The sequence below is a fragment of the Pseudomonas sp. E6002 genome (assembly GCF_013385565.1).
Taxonomy (GTDB): domain Bacteria; phylum Pseudomonadota; class Gammaproteobacteria; order Pseudomonadales; family Pseudomonadaceae; genus Aquipseudomonas.
In genome coordinates this window covers 15,168-35,899 of record NZ_JACAPT010000023.1, presented here as the reverse complement: position 1 = coordinate 35,899, position 20,732 = coordinate 15,168, and the positions used below count along the sequence as shown (strand labels likewise).

Here is a 20,732-nt window from a genome sequence, read left to right as displayed (position 1 = left end):
AGCAACCACGACGCCAACTTCAAAAGCTATGTAATCCCCGCCCAATATCCAGTTTACTTTTCATAAGAACTCCAAATTTTTGTATTGCTGCCCTACCCAGGTAGCAGCAAAGGTTTTTTGACAGCAAAGGTGGAGAGATCCAAGCGAGACAGCATGACACTGATCAAAAAACCAATCCCTTTCTTGTTCAGAAACGATTCTTCACAACATCATACTAGATTTTTTGTCCCGTTCAGGATATATCGAGGATGAAATAATAATCAACAGGAGGTTGCGATGGCCAAGATCACCAGCTTAGAAACTATATCTAGCGAGTTCGGCATCAGTCCAAAGGAGCTTGAAAAGTTAGACATCATCGACACCCAACTTACTGTCGATACAAATTTATTCATTGACCCTTTGCTTCTACCAGAAAGCAAGCACGAAGAAATAAATACAGGCGCCGCAACAGCTTATGAACAAAGATTCGAATTTATAATAAAACTACTTACCGTATCTAAAGAGAAAGGCGATATCACATGGCGAAAAGCAGAAAAACTTTTCAATTTCTCCGAAGTGAGCTGGACTTGTCTTGGCTATAGCTCATCTGTCAGGGGATCTGGGTTTGGGCCGGAGCTCACCTCTAGCACACTGGAAACGGCGGCTCAGATAGTAGCGCTAGGAATCACGGATATTGACTTCTTCATGGGGCTATCACTATTTGAGGAAGGTATCGGCCCTGACAGAATCAGCGACATGACCACAAACATAATACTTCCCCACTTAATTGATTTCACAATTAGGCAAAACAAAATACTAAAACTCCAAACAAAGGGGTTTAAAATCAAGGACGAAACGTTCCATCTTCCCGAAAACCCTTACTCGAAAGATCCGTTAATATTTGTTCCAAGAGACATTGTTAGAGATCTACCAATAGCCAGCGACTGGAGTGATATTTCTCGCATTGCACGGGAAACCGAAGAGTATCGAGAAAAAGTGAGTGGGGGCATAGGCAAAGTATGGGCAACTATGTCAAAGAGAAGAAAACAAGCACTTAGGGATAGCGCACTACAAAGTAAAGAAGCGTTTGAACAGATATTAGAGATACTCAAAGAAGTTCCAAAAACCCCTTACAACTTTGACGCAGATCACAATGGAGAGGCGTTTTGGACACGATTAAAGAACATCGCTGACCAGTACCCTCTAGTCATAGCAGGTACCCCGAAAACAATAACGAGTATGGAAGAAGCAAAAAAACTAGTCGACACGATCATCAAGCAGTTTCAAGATCTTATCGAAAACAAAGGAATATGGAAAGAACTTTGGTCTGACGACAAGAAGCCTCGTCGCGAAAAAGCCGCGCAAAGATTATTCTTCGTTATTGCTTACTCATACTGCAAGGCTAATAATTTAGATGTAACACCAGAAGCGGACACTGGAAATGGCCCTGTCGACTTTAAGTTTTCATTCGGATTTAACACTAGAATTGTAGTTGAAATAAAACTATCCACAAACGATTTAGTCCATGGTTACACAAAGCAGCTTGAAGTGTACAAAAAAGCCGAAGACACTCTTGAGGGAGTATACCTAATTATTGACGTCGGGAGCATCGGAAAAAAATTCAACGATGTGCAACGCATGAGACGTGAAGCAATTGAAGCGGATCATAAAACTTCAGCCATATACCTAGTTGATGGAAACAGAAAGGATTCTGCAAGCAAACGAAATTAGATAAAATCAAGCCAGCTAGTTTATAACGCTTATAAACTAGCTGGCTTTCCAAATTTTAAGCGACGCACTAATACTCAGCGGACATCACGTGAAAAAAACTATCACCTATGATCCGTTACGACCTCATACCAAAATACCAAATTAAATTATTCCAGTAAAAACCATGGACCTGTACCGATTTAATTTGGCCACTACACTACACCGATGGTTCAGATACGGGAGCATCGTCGATCATAACTACATCTTCCAAGGCTTGATTATCCACTTCCTCCCATTCTTTAAATTCATTTTTACGTATAGCACATAACTTTAACAACGATGAATCCCCAAAAGGAGTTAGCCGCCACTCAGAGTTTGAGTTTCCTTGCCCCTTAGAATACTCAATCAAACCTAGCGCACGAAACTGAATTTTGATTGTCTGCTCATCTCGCCAATCAATCAAAACATCTCTTATTTCATCACACCCTTGCAAATGCTCATCTTTCTCCATTTCACCGCTATCTAAATATTCACTTTCAACAACACGATTTAAAATTTCACGAAATTGCTCTTCACTTAAACCATCAAACATTAAAGAGCCGACCCCCTGAAATATATCATTCCAAGAAATAGTCGTGACACGAGTGCAGTCCCAACCGGAACCTGTGGCGTCAGTATAAGAAAACGTAAACTTCACCGGAAATACTTCTTCACCCTGAGCTAAATCTAAGCCACCTTCCGGCCCCTCTAATTCGGACTTAGACAGTTTTTCTTGAAGCTCATCAATAGTCCTACGAAGTCGGAGCATCTCCTCTGCAGCAAGTGTTGCAACAGCCTTGTCTGCCCTCACCCAGCCTGGCATAGGATGAGTTTTTATAAGCCTAACCAAACTACGGCTAACACCGGATCCCAGCTCACTGGGTGTCTCCCAATACTTACAAACCTTTTTTTGCACCAAGCTACGAAACTCCCCAAGTAACGACTGGGACTCTACCTTGGATTCCGTTTTCCCTACTGGGATGCTGGACGGGGTCTTATGTAAAAACGCAAGAATTGGTTTCCCAGTTTGTAACGCATAGCGATACTCCTGTTCAGTGTAACTAAATCCCTGAGGGCCGATTGAGCCATAACGCCCACCAATAATAACTATGTAATAGTCACACTCATCGATTACTCGTCGGATAAGACTCCACTGATCATCGTCCGTAGCGGGAAAAAGCTCCATCCCTGCCGGAATGCAATCAAGCTCAAGAAGCGCCTGAATAACTTCATGCCTCTCCTCTCTAAGATCTTCATATGTGGAGCTTACAAAAACTTGATGACGGCGATCAATACTCATAGTCACTTCCCTGAAACAATGGTTTTTTACTTAAAGAGCGAGCTTTCAAATGCCCTGTAACGTGTAGAAGGGTGACTTGATAGGCAAAGATTCAACACATATCACAAACCAAGCACACACAGAATGCCCCCCCTACAAACAGCTGAACAGAGAATAAACTATAATCACCACGCCAACAAATCGTCAGGATTTTAAATATGGGAGTGGGACGCAGTAACCTTTTAAAACGAGGTCTTTACTATTCCTCTTCATCATCCTCATCCTCATCCTCATCCTCATCCTCATCCTCATCCTCATCCTCATCCTCAGACGCAGAGGAAGCGTTCTCTTCGACATAAGACTCACACCCTTCGTTGAATGATGCTGACGGCGTGCTGCATGACGATTCATCGTCTATATCGTTTTGCTCAGCCTAGTCATACCCAGCCTGATGACTTGAGCGGTCACCAATGCAAGGATTGCCGTCAAACGTAACAGCGTGAGCAATCGTGATTCCCTGCATAGATACAAGAAGCATCACAACATAGGTAGTCTTCATAGCCAGCCCACGGCTCACTTTCAAACCAGTCAATGACTTACAACTACTTGCTATCACGAGGTTTAGTGCCGATTTTTCCAGTGTAAGGATTCAAATTGCCCTTTGTAGTATAGTTATTATTCCTAGTGAAATCTGGATTCGTGGCGTGGGCGGGCTTCACATATGTTCCATTGCTTCTCGTATAGCCACTGATTGCATGATCAGAACGAGCACCGTACGAGTAAATTGACTTGTATGAAGAATGCCCGCCCGAACTGCTTCCACGAGCAAAAGCATTCCCGGAGAGTGTCAATGCCACCGTAGTAGCCAAAATCAGTGCCCTGTTCATGCAAGCTCCCTCTCCAGATCAGTGATGGCCCGACGATACCATTACCAAAGCGAAGGCGACACTAACTTATAGATTACTTAAGGGAGAGCACGAGATGTGCTGGATGGCTATGAACAAAGGCTTTGAATGGAAGCACTTGGAGTAAGAGGGCGCCGCAAGCTATCATCGCCTGTGAAGCACACAACTTTGGTGTCAATGAACGCTGTCACACTTCGAGTTTTTTGACTGAGAAAGCCTTGAGAATTCAAGGGCTTGCGTTATGGAGGCAACCCCACCAGCCACACCCCGGCACACAATGTTCCCGCTGTGGCTGCTGCCTTCCGGCTCTGACCAGGTTCACGGGTAATCGTTGCGGGGGGACCGATGGGGTCACCATAACGACGCTCGCCTCTCGGCAAGCCGCGCCATTGTACCGATCTCATCGGAAGTTACAACCGTTGGCGCGGGATTAAAAATATCTGATGGTTCAAGTACTTGGCTGCAGGAGCAAGCTTGCTCCTACAAAAGCACGACCTCGTCCGCCCGACCGCCCTCTTGCTGGATCACCAGGTGAATGAAGTGCAGCTTGGCAATCACCGCCGGCGGCAGGACGAACGGATAGAAATCCGGCTGGCCCATGCTGCGGGACAGTTCGTTGAGCATACCGGCCAGTTCGATCCACGCATTGACGAATGACAGGAACGCCGTGCCGCCGGGATGCCCGGGGTCGTAGAGGGTGCTGAGGGGGAACGGCTGGTAATCCAGGTCCATCTCCCGGGCGCTCATGCCGAAGCCCAGCGCGGTGTCGACGGCGTCCATCATGTGCAGGTAATGCGCCCAGGTTTCCGCCCAGTCTTCCCACGGGTGCATGGTGGCGTAGGCGCTGACGCAGGTTTGCTGCCAGTCCGGGCGCGGGCCGTTCTGGTAGTGCTGCTCCAGGGCGTCGGCGTAGCTGGCGCGCTCGTCACCGAACAGCGTGCGGAACGGCTCCAGCCAATGGCTGTTGGCGATCAGGCGGTCCCAGTAGTAATGGCCGACCTCGTGACGGAAGTGACCGAGCAAGGTGCGGTAAGGCTCGCGCATCTGTACGCGAATTTTCTCACGGTGGGCGTCGTCGGCCTCCTTGATGTCGAGGGTGATCAGGCCATTGGCGTGGCCGGTGGTGGGCGCGTTGCCTTCCAGGTCGATGCCGACAAAATCGAAGGCCAGGCCGGTGTCTTCATCGACCGTCTTGGGAATCACCTGCAAGCCCAGGCTGATGAGTTGGGCCACCAGACGACGCTTGGCGGTTTCGACCTTGCGCCAGCGTTCGGGGTTTTCGGGGATCGACAGGTCGGGGATCGTGCGGTTCAGGCTGCAGGCCACGCACAAGGCCTGGCCGTTGTCGGCGGGCAGCAGCCAGTTGCAGGCGGCCGGCGTGTCGAGGTTGGCGCAGCGGCGAAAGGCACCGGCTTCAGGGTCGGCGTCCAGCAGCCAGATATCGGCGTACGGGCCGGGCTGCAGGGAGGACAGGCGACTCTGCTCCGGCTGATAGCCCAGCAGCGCCGAGCAGGCCAGGCACTGGCTGTTGCGAAAGAACAGCGATTGCCCACAGCGGCACTGCCAGACCTTGCTGTTGCGCGAGGTCTCGGCCATGAACGGTGCGGCGATGCGCGAACTGAGTTGTTCGAAGAAGCGGTACATGGCGATCTCTCCGGGAGGCTTGCCAATACTAGAGCATTGCCCGGGAGAGATCGTTCCCACGCTCTGCGTGGGAATGCATCCAGTGACGCTCCGCGTCGCACCTTTCAGAGCGGACGCAGAGCGTCCAGGGCGGCGTTCCCACGCAGAGCGTGGGAACGATCATCAGACCGTGATGTTGTGCTTGGCCAAAAACGCCACGAACGCCTCTTCATCCAGCACTTTCAAGCCCAGCTCAGTGGCCTTGGCGAGCTTCGAACCCGCGCCCGGCCCGGCGACCACGCAATGGGTTTTCGCCGACACCGAGCCCGCCACCTTGGCGCCCAGGCTTTCGAGTTTTTCCTTGGCAACATCGCGGCTCATCAGTTCCAGGGAGCCGGTGAGCACCCAGGTGTGACCGGCCTCGGGCAAGCCTTCGACGACTTTCTTCTCACTCTGCCAGTGCATGCCGAAGTCCTTGAGCTGTTGCTCGATGGCCAGCGCGCGCCGGGCGTTTTCTTCAATATCAAAAAAGTCCCGGACGGCCTTGGCCTGCTTCTCCGGCAAAGCCTGGCGCATGTCGAGCCAGTCGGCCTTGATCACGCCTTCGAGGGAGCCGAATTTGTCGGCGAGTTTCTGCGCGGCGCCCGGACCCACGGACGGCACGTGCAGCTTGTCGAGCAAGCCGCCCAACGTGGTGCTGGCCGCAAACTCGGCGCTCAGGTCGCCCTGTTCCTGCAACTCCAGGCCGCACTCCTCCCTGGAGAGCAAGGCGCCGATCACGTCCTGGTTATGGCTGTCTTCAAAGAAGCTGTGAATCTCGTGGGCCACTTCCAGGCCAACGTCCGGCAAGTACGTCAGCACTTCCGGCAAGGCCTGCTGCACGCGCTCCAGGGATGCCAGCGAGCGCGCCAGCACCTTGGCCGTCTCCTCGCCCACATCGGGAATGCCCAGAGCGTAGATAAACCGTGCGAGGGTTGGCGTCTTGCTGTTTTCAATAGAGGCAATCAGCTTCTTGCTGGAAACGTCGGCAAAACCTTCCAGGTCGATGATCTGTTCGTACTTGAGCTTGTAGAGATCCGCCGGCGAGCCGATGAGTTTTTCGTCCACCAGTTGCTCGATGGTCTTGTCGCCCAGGCCATCGATGTCCATGGCCCGGCGCGAAACGAAATGGATGATCGCCTGCTTGAGCTGCGCACCACAGGCCAGGCGCCCGACGCAGCGGTACACCGCGCCTTCGCTGACGGTTTCCTTGCCCTTGCTGCGCTTGACCAGTTGCGTGCGCTCGACGTGGGAGCCGCACACCGGGCAGCTCTCGGGGATCTGCACCGCGCGGGCGTTTTCCGGGCGACGCTCGGTCACCACCGACACCACCTGCGGAATCACATCACCGGCACGGCGGATGATCACCGTGTCGCCGATCATCAGGCCCAGGCGTGCCACCTCGTCCATGTTGTGCAGTGTGGCGTTGGACACGGTCACACCCGCGACCTTGACCGGTTTCAAGCGTGCCACGGGTGTCACAGCGCCGGTGCGGCCGACCTGGAATTCAACGTCAAGCAGCTCGGTCAGCTCTTCCATGGCCGGGAATTTATGGGCAATTGCCCAGCGCGGCTCGCGGGCACGAAAGCCCAGCTCCCGCTGGTAGGCAATGCTGTTGACCTTGAACACCACGCCGTCGATTTCATAGGGCAAGGCGTTGCGGCGCTCACCGATATCGCGGTAGTAGTCGAGGCAATCCTGAATCCCCTTGGCCAGCTTCAGCTCATGGCTGATGGGCATGCCCCACTTCTTCAGCTGTTGCAGGTTGCCGATGTGGGTGTCGCTGATATCCGTGGTCACGCCATAGCAGCAGAACTCCAGCGGACGGCTGGCGGTGATCTTCGAGTCCAGCTGACGCAGGCTACCCGCCGCCGCGTTGCGCGGGTTGGCGAAGGTCTTGCCGCCAACTTCCAGCTGGGTGGCGTTCAGCCGCTCGAAACCGGCCTTGGACATGAATACTTCGCCGCGCACTTCGAGGGTCGCCGGCCAGCCGGTGCCGTGCAGTTTCAAAGGAATGTTGCGTACGGTACGCACGTTGACGCTGATGTCTTCGCCAGTGGTGCCATCGCCGCGGGTGGCGCCACGCACCAGCTCACCGTCCTGATACAGCAGGCTGACCGCCAGGCCATCGAGCTTCGGCTCACAGCTGTATTCCACCGCCGCGCCGCCGCCAAACAAGTCTCCCACCGGCAGATCCAGGCCTTCGGTCACCCGGCGATCAAATTCCAGCATGGTACTTTCATCAAAGGCGTTGCCGAGGCTGAGCATCGGGATTTCGTGGCGTACCTGAGTGAACGCAGACAATGCCGCACTGCCGACCCGCTGCGTCGGTGAATCACGGGTTACCAGCTCCGGGTGCTCGGCTTCAAGCGCCTTGAGCTCGTGGAACAAACGGTCGTACTCGGCGTCCGGAATGCTCGGCTCGTCGAGGACGTGGTAACGGTAGTTGTGCTGATCCAGTTCAGCGCGCAGTTCGAGGATGCGGGTGTGGGCGGCGGTCATGGGTGTTCTCTCATAAAGCAAAAGAGCAGCCGAAGCTGCTCAATATGTTAGTGCATGGATTCTACAGGCAACGCTTAAGCTTGGACCTTAGCGCTTCTGTGTCAGGGCACGACGCTCGAATTCGACGATGCGCTGACGGTAATGCTCGATGGTCTGGGCGGTCAGGACGCTGCGTTGATCGTCCTTGAGTTCGCCGTTGAGTTCCTGGGACAGCTTGCGAGCTGCCGCCACCATCACGTCGAACGCTTGTTTCGGGTGACGCGGGCCTGGCAAGCCGAGGAAGAAGCTCACCGCCGGAGTGCTGAAATGGTCGATGTCGTCCAGATCGAAGATGCCCGGCTTGACCGCATTGGCCATGGAGAACAGGACTTCGCCGTTGCCGGCCATGCTTTCGTGGCGATGGAAAATATCCATCTCGCCAAAGCGCAGACCGCTTTCCAGAATATTCTGCAGCAGGGCCGGGCCCTTGAAGCCGGCGGCGTCACGGCAGATCACGCTGATCACCAGCACCTCTTCGGCAGCCGGCTGGTCCTTGACGGATTCTTTATGGGCGCTCTTGGCCGGGGACTCATCCGGGAAGTCGTCATCACGGCTGCTGAAGCTCGGGCCTTCTTCCAGGTCCAGGTTCAGGTCGCCCTGGGATGGCTCGCTGGCCGCGCTGCGCTTGCCGCGCTTGGGTTCACGGGCTTCACGCACCGGTGCGCTCATCGACGGCAGGTCGTGCTCGTCCAGGTGCGGTTCTTTATGGTTGTCCAGGACACGCGGTGGCCCCAGCAGCTCGGCGCTGCCGTCGTCGTCCGGCAAATTGGACAGGTTGCGGTCCAGGCGAAATTTCAACTTGCCCTTGCCGCCACGCATCCGGCGCCAGCCATCAAAAAGAATACCGGCAATGACAATAATGCCGATGACGATCAGCCACTCGCGCAGACCGATTTCCATGTAATCCCGTGCCTCTAATAAAAAATGCTGAAAAATAAGGGGTTTAGCACCGTGCAAACCGCTTTAAAACGTGGCGCCAACTCTATGTTCTGAATGACGTTTTGCCCACGCATACGAAAATTTGACATTAAACTAGCACGACCAAAGATAACTTTACACCGTCTGTCAAAATGCCTTGAACAAATATGTCCATTTGCCACTTTTCCCAGACCGGTAAATCACCTTACGTCCTGCTGAAAATCCTCCTTCGACCTGCGGCTCAGGATTCCACCAGCGCCATCGCCTCTTCGACATCCACCGCCACCAATCGCGAACAGCCCGGCTCGTGCATCGTCACGCCCATCAATTGATCGGCCATTTCCATGGCGATCTTGTTGTGGGTGATATAGATGAACTGCACCGTCTGGGACATCTCTTTAACCAGTCGGGCGTACCGTCCAACGTTAGCGTCATCCAGCGGGGCGTCAACTTCGTCGAGCATGCAAAACGGCGCCGGGTTCAACTTGAAGATCGCAAATACCAGGGCCAATGCGGTCAGTGCCTTCTCGCCACCAGACAACAAATGGATGGTGCTGTTCTTCTTGCCCGGAGGCCGCGCCATGATCGTTACCCCTGTATCGAGTAGATCTTCGCCCGTCAGTTCCAAGTAAGCGCTGCCACCACCGAAAACTTTCGGGAATAACGCCTGTAAACCGCCATTAATCTGATCAAAGGTATCTTTGAAGCGATTACGGGTTTCCTTGTCGATCTTGCGGATCACGTTCTCCAGGGTGTCCAGCGCTTCGACAAGATCGGCGTTCTGCGCATCCAGATAACGTTTGCGCTCGGACTGCTGCTGGTACTCGTCGATGGCCGCGAGGTTGATCGCGCCGAGTCGTTGAATGCGCGCAGCAATCCGTTCAAGTTCTTCTTCGGCTTCTTTCTCGTTGGCCTCGGCGGTCAGGGTATTGAGCACGCCGTGCAGGTCGTAGCCGTCTTCCAGCAACTGGTCTTGCAGGGTTTTGCGGCGCACCGTCAGGGCCTGCCATTCCATGCGCTGCTGTTCGAGCTGGCCCCGGATCAGTTGCGACTGTTGCTCGGCCTGGGTCCGGCGTTTTTCTGCGTCGCGCAGTTCGCGGTCGGCGTCTTCCAGGGCGATTTGGGCGGTCTTGAGCTCTTCGTCGACGGTCATGCGCTTGTCGAGCAACTCTTCAAGCTTCAGGCGCAGCTCTTCCAGCGGGGCCTCGCCCTCCTCCAGGTTGAGGCTCAGTTGCTCGCGTTTTTCGGTCAGGCGTTCGGACTGCATTTCCAGGCGCTCAAGGGCCTGGCGCGTGGAGTCGTGCTGCGCCCGCAGGGAGCCGAGGCGCACGGCCAATTGATGGGCGTGATCCTTGTGCTGGCGAGCTTCCTGGCGCACCCGATCGAGGCGCTCGCGCAAGCTGTCGCGCTGGGCCAGCAGCAACTCGCGCTGCTCGGTGTCCAGGGCCATGCTGTCGAGGGCTTCCTGCAATTGCAGGCGTGCTTCGCCGACTTGTTCGTGTTCGAGGGCGCGTTGCTCGCCCATCTCGGCCACTTCTTCGTCGAGCCGGGTGCGGCGCAGGGTCAGTTGCTCGACCTTGGCCTTGCTCGCCGAGAGCTGGGCTTTCAATTCGCCCTGCTGGCGCGCTTCGTCCTGCAACAGCCGGCGCAGGTGTTCGCGGCCGGTCTCTTGCTGGCGCTGGGTGGCGCGCAGGGTTTGCAGCTGGTTTTCCAGGGACTCGAGTGTGGCTTCGCGCTCTTCGCGCTCGGCGGTCAGGTTGACGATTTCCTGGCCACGGGCCAATACGCCGCTTTCCGCTTCGCTGGCGCGCCGTACCCGCAAAAAGTGCCGGCCGACCCAAAAGCCATCACGGCTGATCAGGCTTTGCCCGGCGGCCAGTTGCCCGCGCAGGGCCAGGGCCTGCTCAAGGCTGTCGACCGGCTTGACCTGGCCGAGCCAGGGCGACAGGTCAATCGCCGCCTCCACTTTATCCAGCAGGCTGCCCGGCACGCGAGTGCCGTCCGCCGCCGGGCTGAGCAAACGCAGATCGCCCTGGGCAAAACCCGCCAGGTCAAACCCGCCAAAATCATCCACCAGTACCGCTTGCAGGTCGGCGCCGAGCACGGTTTCCACCGCCAGCTCCCAACCGGCTTCAACCTTCAGGCCTTCGGCCAGGCGCGGGCGCTCGGCCAGGTGTTGGTCACGCAGCCATTCAGCCGTGCCGGTGCCCGGGTCGAGCGCCGCTTGCTGCAAGGCTTCCAGGGAGGCCAACCGGCCGTTGAGCCGCTGCAAATCGCCCTGGGCCTGCTGCTGTGCCTGGGTCGCCTGCTGCAGTTGCTGACGCAATTGCTCGAGGCGCTCCACTTGTTGTTCTTCGCTGGCTTCCAGCTCTTCCAGCGTCATTTCGCTTTCGGCGAGTTTCTCGCTCAGTTCGAGGATCGCTGCATCTTCCGGGTCGGCAGCGAGCAGCACGCGCTCTTCCACCAGGCGCCGCTGACGCTCGGCCAGGCGCTCCATGCTGGTTTCCAGTTGCTGGATGCGTGACTGCTGCACTTCAGCCTGGCGGCGCGGCTCGGCAGATTGCAGGTTGAACGTGTCCCACTGCTCCTGCCAGGCGTGCATGGTGGTTTCGGATTCTTCCAGGGCCGCAGCGGCTTCCTCGGCAGCGGCGCTGGTGACTTCCTGCTCGGGAGTGAGCATGTCCAGCTCCTCCCCAAGGGTCAGCAGCAAGGTGCGGTCGTGGCCCAGGTGCGATTCGGTTTCCAGGCGCGCACGCTCGGCTTCTTTCAAGTCGTCCTGCAACTGGCGCAAACGCTGCTGGCCGTGCTGGATGCTCTGCTCGACCCGGGCGATATCGCCGCCCACCGAATAGAAGCGCCCCTGCACCAGATTGAAGCGCTCGGACAGGTCATGGTGACCGTCCCGCAGGCGTTCGATGCTCGCGTCGGCATTGCGCTGCTCGGCCACCAGGGCTTCGAAGCTGATTTCCTGGGTGCCGATGATTGCTTCGCGCTGGCCCACCTGGTCATTCAACGCCTGCCAGCGCAGGGCCGACAGTTGCGCCTTGAGCTGACGCTCCTCGCCCTTGTATTCCTGATACTTCTCGGCGGCCTGGGCCTGGCGGTGCAGGCGCTCCAGCTGGCGCTCCAGCTCTTCACGCAGGTCAGTCAGGCGGGCAAGGTTTTCATGGGTACGGCGGATACGGTTTTCGGTCTCGCGGCGGCGCTCCTTGTACTTGGAGATGCCGGCCGCTTCCTCGATAAAGTTACGCAGGTCTTCGGGCTTGGCTTCGATCAGCTTGGAGATCATCCCCTGTTCGATGATCGAATAGCTGCGCGGGCCCAGGCCGGTACCGAGGAAGATGTCGGTGATGTCCCGGCGGCGACACTTGGTGCCGTTGAGGAAGTAGCTGTTCTGGCTGTCGCGGGTCACTTTGCGGCGAATGGAGATTTCCGCATAGGCCGCGTACTCGCCCACCAGGGTGCCGTCGGAATTGTCGAACACCAGTTCGATGCTGGCCTGGCTCACCGGCTTGCGGCTGGTGGAGCCGTTGAAGATGACGTCGGTCATCGACTCGCCACGCAGGTTTTTTGCGGAGCTCTCGCCCATCACCCAGCGTACGGCGTCGATGATGTTCGACTTGCCGCAGCCATTGGGCCCGACCACTGCCGCCATGTTACTGGGGAAGTTCACCGTGGTCGGGTCGACGAAGGATTTGAACCCCGCCAGTTTGATGCACTTGAGCCGCACGCTTAGGCTTCCGCCAACGCAGCAATGACCAGCGAGCAACTGCGCTCGCCGTAGGCCGAGAGCACCAGGCGAATCTGCGGCAGGTCACGGGCCAGCACGGCGGCGAGCAATTGCTCGAACAGCACCAGGTACTCGCTCATGGACGCCTTGCGCTGATCCAGCGCCAGGTAATAGGCGCGGTTCATCGCCGGCTGCAGGTTCTCGACGGTTTCCTGCAGGTACGGGTTGTTGGCGAACGGATAGGCGGCACGCATCACGTTGAAGCTCTCTTCGACGAAGGCGCGGATGTCCTGGCGTTCGAAGCTGGCGATCAGGCGCTGCTGGATTTGCACGAACGGCGCCATGTCGGCCTGGGTCTGCCAGCCGGCGGCGACCGCATTGCCCAGCAGGATGTACAGCTCGCCCATCAGCGTGCACAGGCTTTGCACCTTGTGGGCCGTCAGCTCGGTGACGTGGGCGCCACGGCGCGGCAGGATCGCAATCAGGTGCCGGCGCTCGAGGATCAGCAAGGCTTCGCGCACGGAACCACGACTGACATTCAGCGCCAGTGTGACCTTCTGCTCCTGGATCCGCTCCCCAGGCTTGAGATCGCCGCGAATGATACGTTCGGCGAGGTGGTGAGCGATTTGCTCGGCAAGACTATCCGGCGCCTTGAACGTCATGTTTTCCCTTCAAAATCTTCTATCGGTACAAGCGCGGCAGTGTAGCGCACTTGCCGGTTGATGGCGTACGGCCCACAGAGCGGAATTTGGCATGAAATAAGCAGCCATTAAAGTCCAGAAGCCCCCAAAAACGGCGGTTCCAGAGAACTGGACCATAATTAACGATGTTGATATCGCATTTTCTTGACCTTTCGGTCAGAAAATCGTTGACCGAAAAGTCAGACATGACTAGATTCGGCGCAAAGCGGTTAACAACAATAATGAGTCTGCGAGGCCTTCCGTGATCCAGTTTTTACTAAACCAGGAGCTCCGTAGCGAGCACGCCCTGGACCCGAACCTGACCGTGCTCAACTATTTGCGTGAGCACCTGGGCAAATCCGGCACCAAGGAAGGCTGCGCCAGCGGCGACTGTGGCGCCTGCACCGTGGTAGTCGGCGAGTTGCACACCGACGATCAGGGCGCCGAGCAGATTCGCTATCGCAGCCTCAATTCGTGCCTGACGTTTGTCTCGTCCCTGCACGGCAAACAACTGATCAGCGTCGAAGACCTCAAGCACCAGGGCCAACTCCACAGCGTGCAACAGGCCATGGTGGAGTGCCACGGTTCGCAATGCGGCTTCTGCACCCCGGGCTTTGTGATGTCGCTGTTCGCCCTGCAAAAGAACAGTGATGCACCCGACAGCCAAAAGGCCCACGAAGCCCTGGCCGGCAACCTCTGCCGCTGCACCGGCTATCGCCCGATTCTTGCCGCCGCCGAACAGGCCTGCTGCAACAAGCCCCAGGACCAGTTCGACAGTCGCCAGGCCGACACCATCGCCCGCCTGAAAGCCATCGCCCCGACGCAAACCGGCGAGTTGAACAGCGGCGACAAACGCTGCCTGGTGCCGCTGACCGTCGCCGACCTGGCGGACCTTTACGACGCTTACCCACAAGCCCGGCTGCTGGCCGGCGGCACCGACCTGGCGCTGGAAGTCACCCAGTTCCACCGCACGCTGCCGGTGATGATCTACGTCGGCAATATCGAAGAGATGAAGCGCATCGAAAGCTTCGACGACCGCCTGGAAATCGGCGCCGCCACTCCCCTGTCCGATTGCTACAGCGCGCTCAACCACGAATACCCGGATTTCGGCGAATTGCTCCACCGTTTCGCCTCGTTGCAGATCCGCAACCAGGGCACCCTGGGCGGCAATATCGGCAATGCCTCGCCCATCGGTGACTCGCCGCCACTGCTGATCGCCCTCGGCGCGCAGATCGTGCTGTGCAAGGGCAACACCCGCCGTACCCTGGCGCTGGAAGACTATTTCATCGACTACCGCGTCACTGCCCGCCAGGACAGCGAATTCATCGAGAAAATCATCGTGCCCAAAGGCGTGCCGCTGTTCCGTGCCTACAAGGTTTCCAAGCGCCTGGACGATGACATCTCTGCCGTCTGCGCGGCCTTCAACCTGAAGATCACTAACGGTGTGATCGACGATGCCCGCGTGGCGTTCGGCGGCATGGCCGCCACCCCGAAACGCGCGAAGAACTGCGAAGCCGTACTGAACGGCGCCACCTGGAATTCCGCCACCGTGGAAAAAGCCTGCGCGGCCCTGGCCGAGGATTTCACCCCGCTGTCGGACTTCCGCGCCAGCAAGGAATACCGCCTGCTCAGCGCACAGAACCTGCTGCGCAAATACTTCATCGAACTGCAAACGCCGCACATCGAGACTCGGGTGACCGCTTATGTCTAACCATCACGCCGTGGAAAAATCCCAGGCCGAACTCGCCGAACTGTTTGCCAAGGACCTGACCAGCGGCGTCGGTCGCAGCGTCAAGCACGACAGCGCCGCCAAGCATGTCTCGGGCGAAGCGCAGTACATCGATGACCGCCTGGAATTTCCCAACCAGTTGCACCTCTACGCACGCATGTCGGACCGCGCCCACGCGAAGATCCTTAGCATCGACACCGCGCCCTGCTACGCCTTTGAAGGCGTGCGCATCGTCATCACCCACGAAGACGTGCCGGGCCTGAAAGACATCGGCCCGTTGATGCCCGGCGACCCGTTGCTGGCCATCGACACCGTGCAGTTCGTCGGCCAGGTGGTGCTGGCCGTCGCCGCCCGCGACCTGGAAACCGCACGCAAGGCGGCGATGGCCGCTGTGATCGAATACGAAGACCTGGAGCCGGTGCTGGACGTGGTCGAGGCGTTTCGCAAAAAACATTTCGTGCTCGACAGCCACACCCACCAGCGCGGTGATTCGGCGGGCGCACTGGCGACCGCGAAGAACCGTATCCAGGGCACCCTGCACATCGGCGGTCAGGAACACTTCTACCTGGAAACCCAGATCTCCTCGGTGATGCCCACCGAAGACGGCGGCATGATCGTCTACTGCTCCACGCAAAACCCCACCGAAGTACAGAAGCTGGTGGCCGAAGTACTCGACGTATCGATGAACAAAATCGTGGTCGACATGCGCCGCATGGGCGGTGGTTTTGGCGGCAAGGAAACCCAGGCCGCCAGCCCGGCATGCCTGTGTGCGGTGGTCGCACGCCTCACCGGCCAGCCGACCAAAATGCGCCTGCCGCGTGTCGAAGACATGCTGATGACCGGCAAGCGCCACCCGTTCTATATCGAGTACGACGTAGGCTTCGACGACAGTGGCCGGCTGCACGGCATCAACCTGGACCTGGCGGGCAACTGCGGTTGCTCACCGGACCTGTCGAACTCGATTGTCGATCGCGCAATGTTCCACTCCGACAACTCGTATTACCTGGGCGACGCCACCGTCAACGGCCACCGCTGCAAGACCAACACCGCGTCCAACACCGCTTACCGTGGCTTCGGCGGCCCCCAAGGCATGGTCGCCATCGAGGAAGTGATGGACGCGATTGCCCGGCACCTGGCCCTCGACCCGCTGGCCGTGCGCAAGGCCAACTACTACGGCAAGACCGAGCGCAACGTCACCCACTACTATCAGACCGTCGAGCACAACATGCTCGAAGAGATGACCGCCGAACTCGAACAAAGCAGCCAGTATTTCGAGCGCCGCGAAGCGATCCGTCGCTATAACGCCAACAGCCCGATCCTGAAAAAAGGCCTGGCACTCACACCGGTAAAATTCGGCATTTCCTTCACCGCCAGTTTCCTCAACCAGGCCGGTGCGCTGATCCATATCTACACCGACGGCAGCATCCACCTGAACCACGGTGGCACCGAGATGGGCCAGGGGTTGAACATCAAGGTCGCGCAGGTGGTGGCCGAGATTTTCCAGGTGGAAATCGACCGCGTGCAGATCACCGCCACCAACACCGACAAGGTGCCCAACACCTCGCCGACGGCGGCTTCCAGCGGCGCCGACCTGAACGGCAAGGCCGCACAGAATGCCGCCGAAACCATCAAGCAGCGCCTGGTGGAGTTTGCCGCGCGCAAATATGAAGTCAGCGAGGCCGACGTTGAATTCCACAACGGGCATGTGCGGGTCCGCGATCACATCCTGACCTTTGAAGCGCTGATCCAGCAGGCGTATTTCGCCCAGGTGTCGCTCTCCAGCACGGGCTTCTACAAGACCCCGAAAATCTTCTACGACCGCAGCCAGGCACGTGGGCGGCCGTTCTACTACTTTGCGTTCGGCGCGGCCTGTTGCGAGGTGATCGTCGACACGCTGACCGGCGAGTACAAGATGCTGCGCACCGACATCCTGCATGACGTGGGCGCCTCGCTGAACCCGGCCATCGACATCGGCCAGGTCGAAGGCGGCTTCATCCAGGGCATGGGTTGGCTGACCATGGAAGAGCTGGTGTGGAATAACAAGGGCAAGCTGATGACCAACGGCCCGGCCAGCTACAAGATCCCGGCGGTGGCCGACATGCCGCTGGACCTGCGGGTGAAGCTGGTGGAAAACCGCAAGAACCCGGAAGACACGGTGTTCCATTCCAAGGCCGTGGGTGAGCCGCCGTTCATGCTCGGTATTGCCTCGTGGTGTGCGATCAAGGACGCCGTGGCGAGCCTGGGTGACTATCGCCATCAGCCGAAGATCGATGCACCGGCGACGCCGGAGCGGGTGTTGTGGGGCTGTGAGCAGATGCGCCAACTGACCGCTGCAAAAGCTGTGGAAACGGAAACCGAGCTGGCTTCGCTTTAGACCGAGGCGCTGCCATCGCGGGCAAGCCCGGCTCCCACATTTTGATGTGTGAACCCAATCAAATGTGGGAGCGGGCTTGCTCGCGAAGGCGGTCGAACTGACAACAGAGATGTTGAGGTAAACATGAACAACTGGATCAGCGCCCTCGCCGACCTGCAGAACCAGGGCGAGCCCTGCGTGCTGGTGACCATCATCGAAGAGCTCGGCTCCACGCCGCGCAACGCCGGTTCGAAGATGGTGATCAGCGCCGCCCACACCTTCGACACCATCGGTGGCGGGCACCTGGAATACAAGGCGATGCAGATCGCCCGGGACATGCTTGTGCGCGGCCAGCAAAACACCCACCTGGAGCGCTTCAGCCTCGGCGCCAGCCTGGGCCAGTGCTGCGGCGGCGTGACGGTGCTGTTGTTCGAACCCATGGGCCAGGTGCAGGCGCAGATCGCGGTGTTCGGCGCCGGCCACGTGGGCCGCGCGCTGGTGCCGTTGCTGGCCAGCCTGCCATGCCGGGTGCGCTGGATCGATTCGCGGGAACAGGAATTCCCGGAACACATCCCCCAAGGCGTGCGTAAAATCGTCAGCGAAGAGCCGGTGGATGAAATCGACCACTTGCCTGTGGGCAGTTACTGCATCGTCATGACCCACAACCACGCGCTGGACCTGGAACTCACCGCCGCCCTGCTCAAGCGCAATGACTTCACCTACTTCGGCCTGATCGGCTCGAAGACCAAACGCGTCAAATTTGAACACCGCCTGCGGGATCGCGGTTTCGACACCGCGCAACTGCAACGCATGCATTGCCCGATGGGGCTGACTGAGGTCAAAGGCAAACTGCCTGTGGAAATCGCCATCTCCATCGCCGGCGAAATCATCGCCACCTATAACGCCAACTTCGGCCAGCACACTGCGAGCGCCGAACCCATTGCCAAACTGCTGCCGGTATCCCGCCGCAGCCAAGCGACTAACTGAGACGACCATGCCTTTGACACGCAAAGCCTACCGTGCCGCCATTTTGCACAGCATCGCCGACCCTGCCGAAGTGGGGATCGAAGCCTCCTATGAATATTTCGAGGACGGCCTGCTGGTGATCGACAACGGCCAGATCAGTGCCCTTGGCCACGCCAGCGACTTGCTCGCCAGCCTGCCCGCCGACATCGAAGTCACCCATTACCAGGACGCGCTGATCACCCCCGGCCTGATCGACACCCACATCCACCTGCCGCAGACCGGCATGGTCGGTGCCTATGGCGAGCAGTTGCTGGACTGGCTCAACACCTACACCTTCCCGTGTGAAAGCCAGTTCGCCGACAAGGCCCACGCCGAAGAAGTCGCGGATATTTTCATCAAGGAACTGCTGCGCAACGGCACCACCACCGCGCTGGTATTTGGCAGCGTGCACCCGCAGTCAGTGAACTCGTTTTTTGAAGCGGCCGAGAAGCTCGACCTGCGGATGATCGCCGGCAAGGTAATGATGGACCGCAACGCGCCGGACTATTTGACCGACACCGCCGAATCCGGCTACGCGGAGAGCAAGGCGCTGATCGAGCGCTGGCACGGCAAGGGCCGTTTGCACTACGCGGTGACGCCACGTTTCGCACCGACCAGTACACCTGAACAACTGACCCTCGCCGGGCAGCTGCTGGGGGAATACCCGGACCTCTACATGCAGACTCACATCAGTGAAAACCTGCAGGAAGTGGAATGGGTGAAAGAACTGTTCCCGGAGCGCAAGGGCTACCTGGACGTGTACGACCATTACAAACTGCTGGGTGAACGCTCGGTGTTCGCCCACGGTGTGCACCTGTGCGACGACGAATGCGCACGGTTGGCAGAAGCCGGTTCGGCAGTCGCGTTCTGCCCGACGTCGAACTTCTTCCTGGGCAGCGGTTTGTTCAACCTGCCGATGGCCGAGAAGCACAAGCTGAATGTCGGCCTGGGTACGGACGTCGGCGGTGGCACCAGCTTCTCGCTGCTGCAAACCCTGAACGAAGCGTACAAGGTGATGCAACTGCAAGGGGCGCGCTTGAGTCCGTTCAAGTCGTTGTACCTGGCGACCCTGGGTGGTGCGCGGGCGCTGCGTCTGGAAGACAAGATTGGCACGCTGCAACCCGGCACTGACGCGGACTTCCTGGTACTGGATTACAACGCCACCCCGCTGCTCAGCTATCGCCTGAAGCAGGCGAATAACATCGCCGAGACGTTGTTTGTGTTGATGACACTGGGGGATGACCGGGCGGTGTTGCAGACGTATGCGGCGGGGCAATTGGTGCACCAACGCTGATTTAACAGGTACAACAAAACAAATGTGGGAGCGGGCTTGCTCGCGAAGGCGGTGTGTCAGTCGCTGGATGTGCTGACTGATCCACCGCCTTCGCGAGCAAGCCCGCTCCCACATTTAGTTAGTGGCGAGCCTGGAAAATTACAGTTTTACAGACGAGCGCCCCGGCTTCTTGGTCTGCAACAGATGCGAGAACACTGCATGCAGATCGTCAGAAGCGCTTTCCTCATCGAGGTTGAGCTTGCTGTCGATGTGATCCATGTGATGCATCATCAGGTTCACCGCCAAATCCGCATCCCGCGCTTCGATCGCGTCGATCAACTGCGTGTGCTCATCGTAGGAACAGTGCGAGCGGTTGCCGCTTTCGTACTGGGCGATGATCAACGAGGTCTGGGACACCAGACTGCGCTGGAAACTGATCAGCGGCGCATTCTTCGCCGCCTCGGCCAGCTTCAGGTGGAACTCGCCGGAAAGCCGGATGCCCGCGCCGCGATCGCCCCGGGAGAAGCTGTCGCGCTCGTCGTTGACCATCTGCCGCAGCTCGGCCAGTTGCTCGGCCGTGGCATGCTGCACCGCCAATTCAGTGATCGCACGCTCCACCAGGCGCCGGGCGAGGAATACCTGGCGGGCTTCCTCGACGCTCGGGCTGGCCACTACCGCACCACGATTGGGCCGCAGCAGTACCACGCCTTCATGGGCCAGGCGCGACAGCGCGCGGCGAATGATGGTGCGGCTGACGCCGAAGATTTCGCCCAGCGCTTCTTCACTCAATTTGGTACCGGGCGCCAGGCGTTGTTCGAGGATCGCCTCGAAGATATGCGCGTAGACGATATCGTCCTGGGTTCCACTGCGACCGGCCTTACCGGCTCGCGGCTGTTTCTTGAGGGGCTGCAACTGTTCGTTCATGGGCA

The 20,732-nt window shown here is 58.0% G+C and carries 12 protein-coding genes and 1 other RNA gene; 5 read left to right on the top strand and 8 right to left on the bottom strand.

Annotation, left to right across the window (positions count from 1 at the left end; translation table 11 throughout):
* The first annotated feature begins 276 nt into the window (after positions 1 to 276).
* Entirely contained in the window at positions 277 to 1,710 is a 1,434-nt protein-coding gene (locus HX815_RS18790; RefSeq protein ID WP_177028696.1) for a hypothetical protein, read from the top strand.
* A gap of 196 nt (positions 1,711 to 1,906) precedes the next feature.
* Here the strand turns inward: HX815_RS18790 and HX815_RS18785 are convergent, their stop codons facing one another.
* The 7 genes from HX815_RS18785 to HX815_RS18755 all read right to left on the bottom strand — a co-directional run bounded on the left by HX815_RS18785 (position 1,907) and on the right by HX815_RS18755 (position 13,425).
* Entirely contained in the window at positions 1,907 to 3,028 is a 1,122-nt protein-coding gene (locus HX815_RS18785; RefSeq protein WP_218168977.1) for a DUF4062 domain-containing protein, read from the bottom strand.
* Between the two features lie 1,135 nt (positions 3,029 to 4,163).
* An RNA gene (gene ffs / locus HX815_RS18780) (signal recognition particle sRNA small type) lies at positions 4,164 to 4,260 on the bottom strand.
* 132 nt (positions 4,261 to 4,392) lie between these two features.
* Entirely contained in the window at positions 4,393 to 5,556 is a 1,164-nt protein-coding gene (locus HX815_RS18775) for a putative zinc-binding metallopeptidase (RefSeq protein WP_177028695.1), read from the bottom strand.
* Positions 5,557 to 5,718: 162 nt separating this feature from the next.
* Positions 5,719 to 8,076, bottom strand: coding sequence for an NAD-dependent DNA ligase LigA (gene ligA / locus HX815_RS18770; RefSeq protein WP_177022909.1), 2,358 nt, complete (start codon positions 8,074 to 8,076; stop codon positions 5,719 to 5,721).
* 87 nt (positions 8,077 to 8,163) lie between these two features.
* Positions 8,164 to 9,015 (bottom strand): cell division protein ZipA, encoded by an 852-nt coding sequence (gene zipA / locus HX815_RS18765; RefSeq protein WP_003219080.1) that lies wholly within the window; start codon positions 9,013 to 9,015, stop codon positions 8,164 to 8,166.
* A gap of 259 nt (positions 9,016 to 9,274) precedes the next feature.
* The gene (gene smc, locus HX815_RS18760) at positions 9,275 to 12,763 is read right to left on the bottom strand and encodes a chromosome segregation protein SMC (protein WP_177028694.1); all 3,489 of its coding nucleotides are present in this window, start codon (positions 12,761 to 12,763) and stop codon (positions 9,275 to 9,277) included.
* Positions 12,764 to 12,765: 2 nt separating this feature from the next.
* A complete protein-coding gene (locus tag HX815_RS18755) occupies positions 12,766 to 13,425 on the bottom strand; it encodes a GntR family transcriptional regulator (RefSeq protein WP_003219085.1) in 660 nt (219 codons plus the stop codon).
* A 280-nt stretch (positions 13,426 to 13,705) separates the two neighbouring features.
* Between HX815_RS18755 and xdhA the strand changes: the two genes are divergently transcribed.
* The 4 genes from xdhA to guaD all read left to right on the top strand — a co-directional run bounded on the left by xdhA (position 13,706) and on the right by guaD (position 19,824).
* Entirely contained in the window at positions 13,706 to 15,154 is a 1,449-nt protein-coding gene (gene xdhA / locus HX815_RS18750) for a xanthine dehydrogenase small subunit (protein WP_102368369.1), read from the top strand.
* Positions 15,147 to 17,546, top strand: a complete 2,400-nt coding sequence (gene xdhB, locus HX815_RS18745) for a xanthine dehydrogenase molybdopterin binding subunit (protein ID WP_003219089.1) — start codon at positions 15,147 to 15,149, stop codon at positions 17,544 to 17,546. The genes xdhA and xdhB overlap by 8 nt, the downstream gene beginning before the upstream one ends.
* Before the next feature lie 123 nt (positions 17,547 to 17,669).
* Complete coding sequence (xdhC, locus tag HX815_RS18740; protein ID WP_102368368.1) at positions 17,670 to 18,512, top strand: xanthine dehydrogenase accessory protein XdhC; 843 nt, start codon at positions 17,670 to 17,672, stop codon at positions 18,510 to 18,512.
* 7 nt (positions 18,513 to 18,519) lie between these two features.
* The gene (gene guaD / locus HX815_RS18735; protein ID WP_003219093.1) at positions 18,520 to 19,824 is read left to right on the top strand and encodes a guanine deaminase; all 1,305 of its coding nucleotides are present in this window, start codon (positions 18,520 to 18,522) and stop codon (positions 19,822 to 19,824) included.
* A gap of 138 nt (positions 19,825 to 19,962) precedes the next feature.
* Here the strand turns inward: guaD and HX815_RS18730 are convergent, their stop codons facing one another.
* On the bottom strand, positions 19,963 to 20,727 hold the full coding sequence (locus HX815_RS18730; RefSeq protein WP_003219095.1) for a GntR family transcriptional regulator: 765 nt from the start codon (positions 20,725 to 20,727) through the stop codon (positions 19,963 to 19,965).
* Positions 20,728 to 20,732 lie beyond the last annotated feature (5 nt).

Coding starts and splice junctions, on each gene's coding strand:
- HX815_RS18790 (WP_177028696.1), top strand. CDS start 277: ATGGCCAAGATCACCAGCTTAGAAACTATATCTAGCGAGTTCGGCATC.
- HX815_RS18785 (WP_218168977.1), bottom strand. CDS start 3,028: ATGAGTATTGATCGCCGTCATCAAGTTTTTGTAAGCTCCACATATGAA.
- HX815_RS18775 (WP_177028695.1), bottom strand. CDS start 5,556: ATGTACCGCTTCTTCGAACAACTCAGTTCGCGCATCGCCGCACCGTTC.
- ligA (WP_177022909.1), bottom strand. CDS start 8,076: ATGACCGCCGCCCACACCCGCATCCTCGAACTGCGCGCTGAACTGGAT.
- zipA (WP_003219080.1), bottom strand. CDS start 9,015: ATGGAAATCGGTCTGCGCGAGTGGCTGATCGTCATCGGCATTATTGTC.
- HX815_RS18755 (WP_003219085.1), bottom strand. CDS start 13,425: ATGACGTTCAAGGCGCCGGATAGTCTTGCCGAGCAAATCGCTCACCAC.
- xdhB (WP_003219089.1), top strand. CDS start 15,147: ATGTCTAACCATCACGCCGTGGAAAAATCCCAGGCCGAACTCGCCGAA.
- xdhC (WP_102368368.1), top strand. CDS start 17,670: ATGAACAACTGGATCAGCGCCCTCGCCGACCTGCAGAACCAGGGCGAG.
- guaD (WP_003219093.1), top strand. CDS start 18,520: ATGCCTTTGACACGCAAAGCCTACCGTGCCGCCATTTTGCACAGCATC.
- HX815_RS18730 (WP_003219095.1), bottom strand. CDS start 20,727: ATGAACGAACAGTTGCAGCCCCTCAAGAAACAGCCGCGAGCCGGTAAG.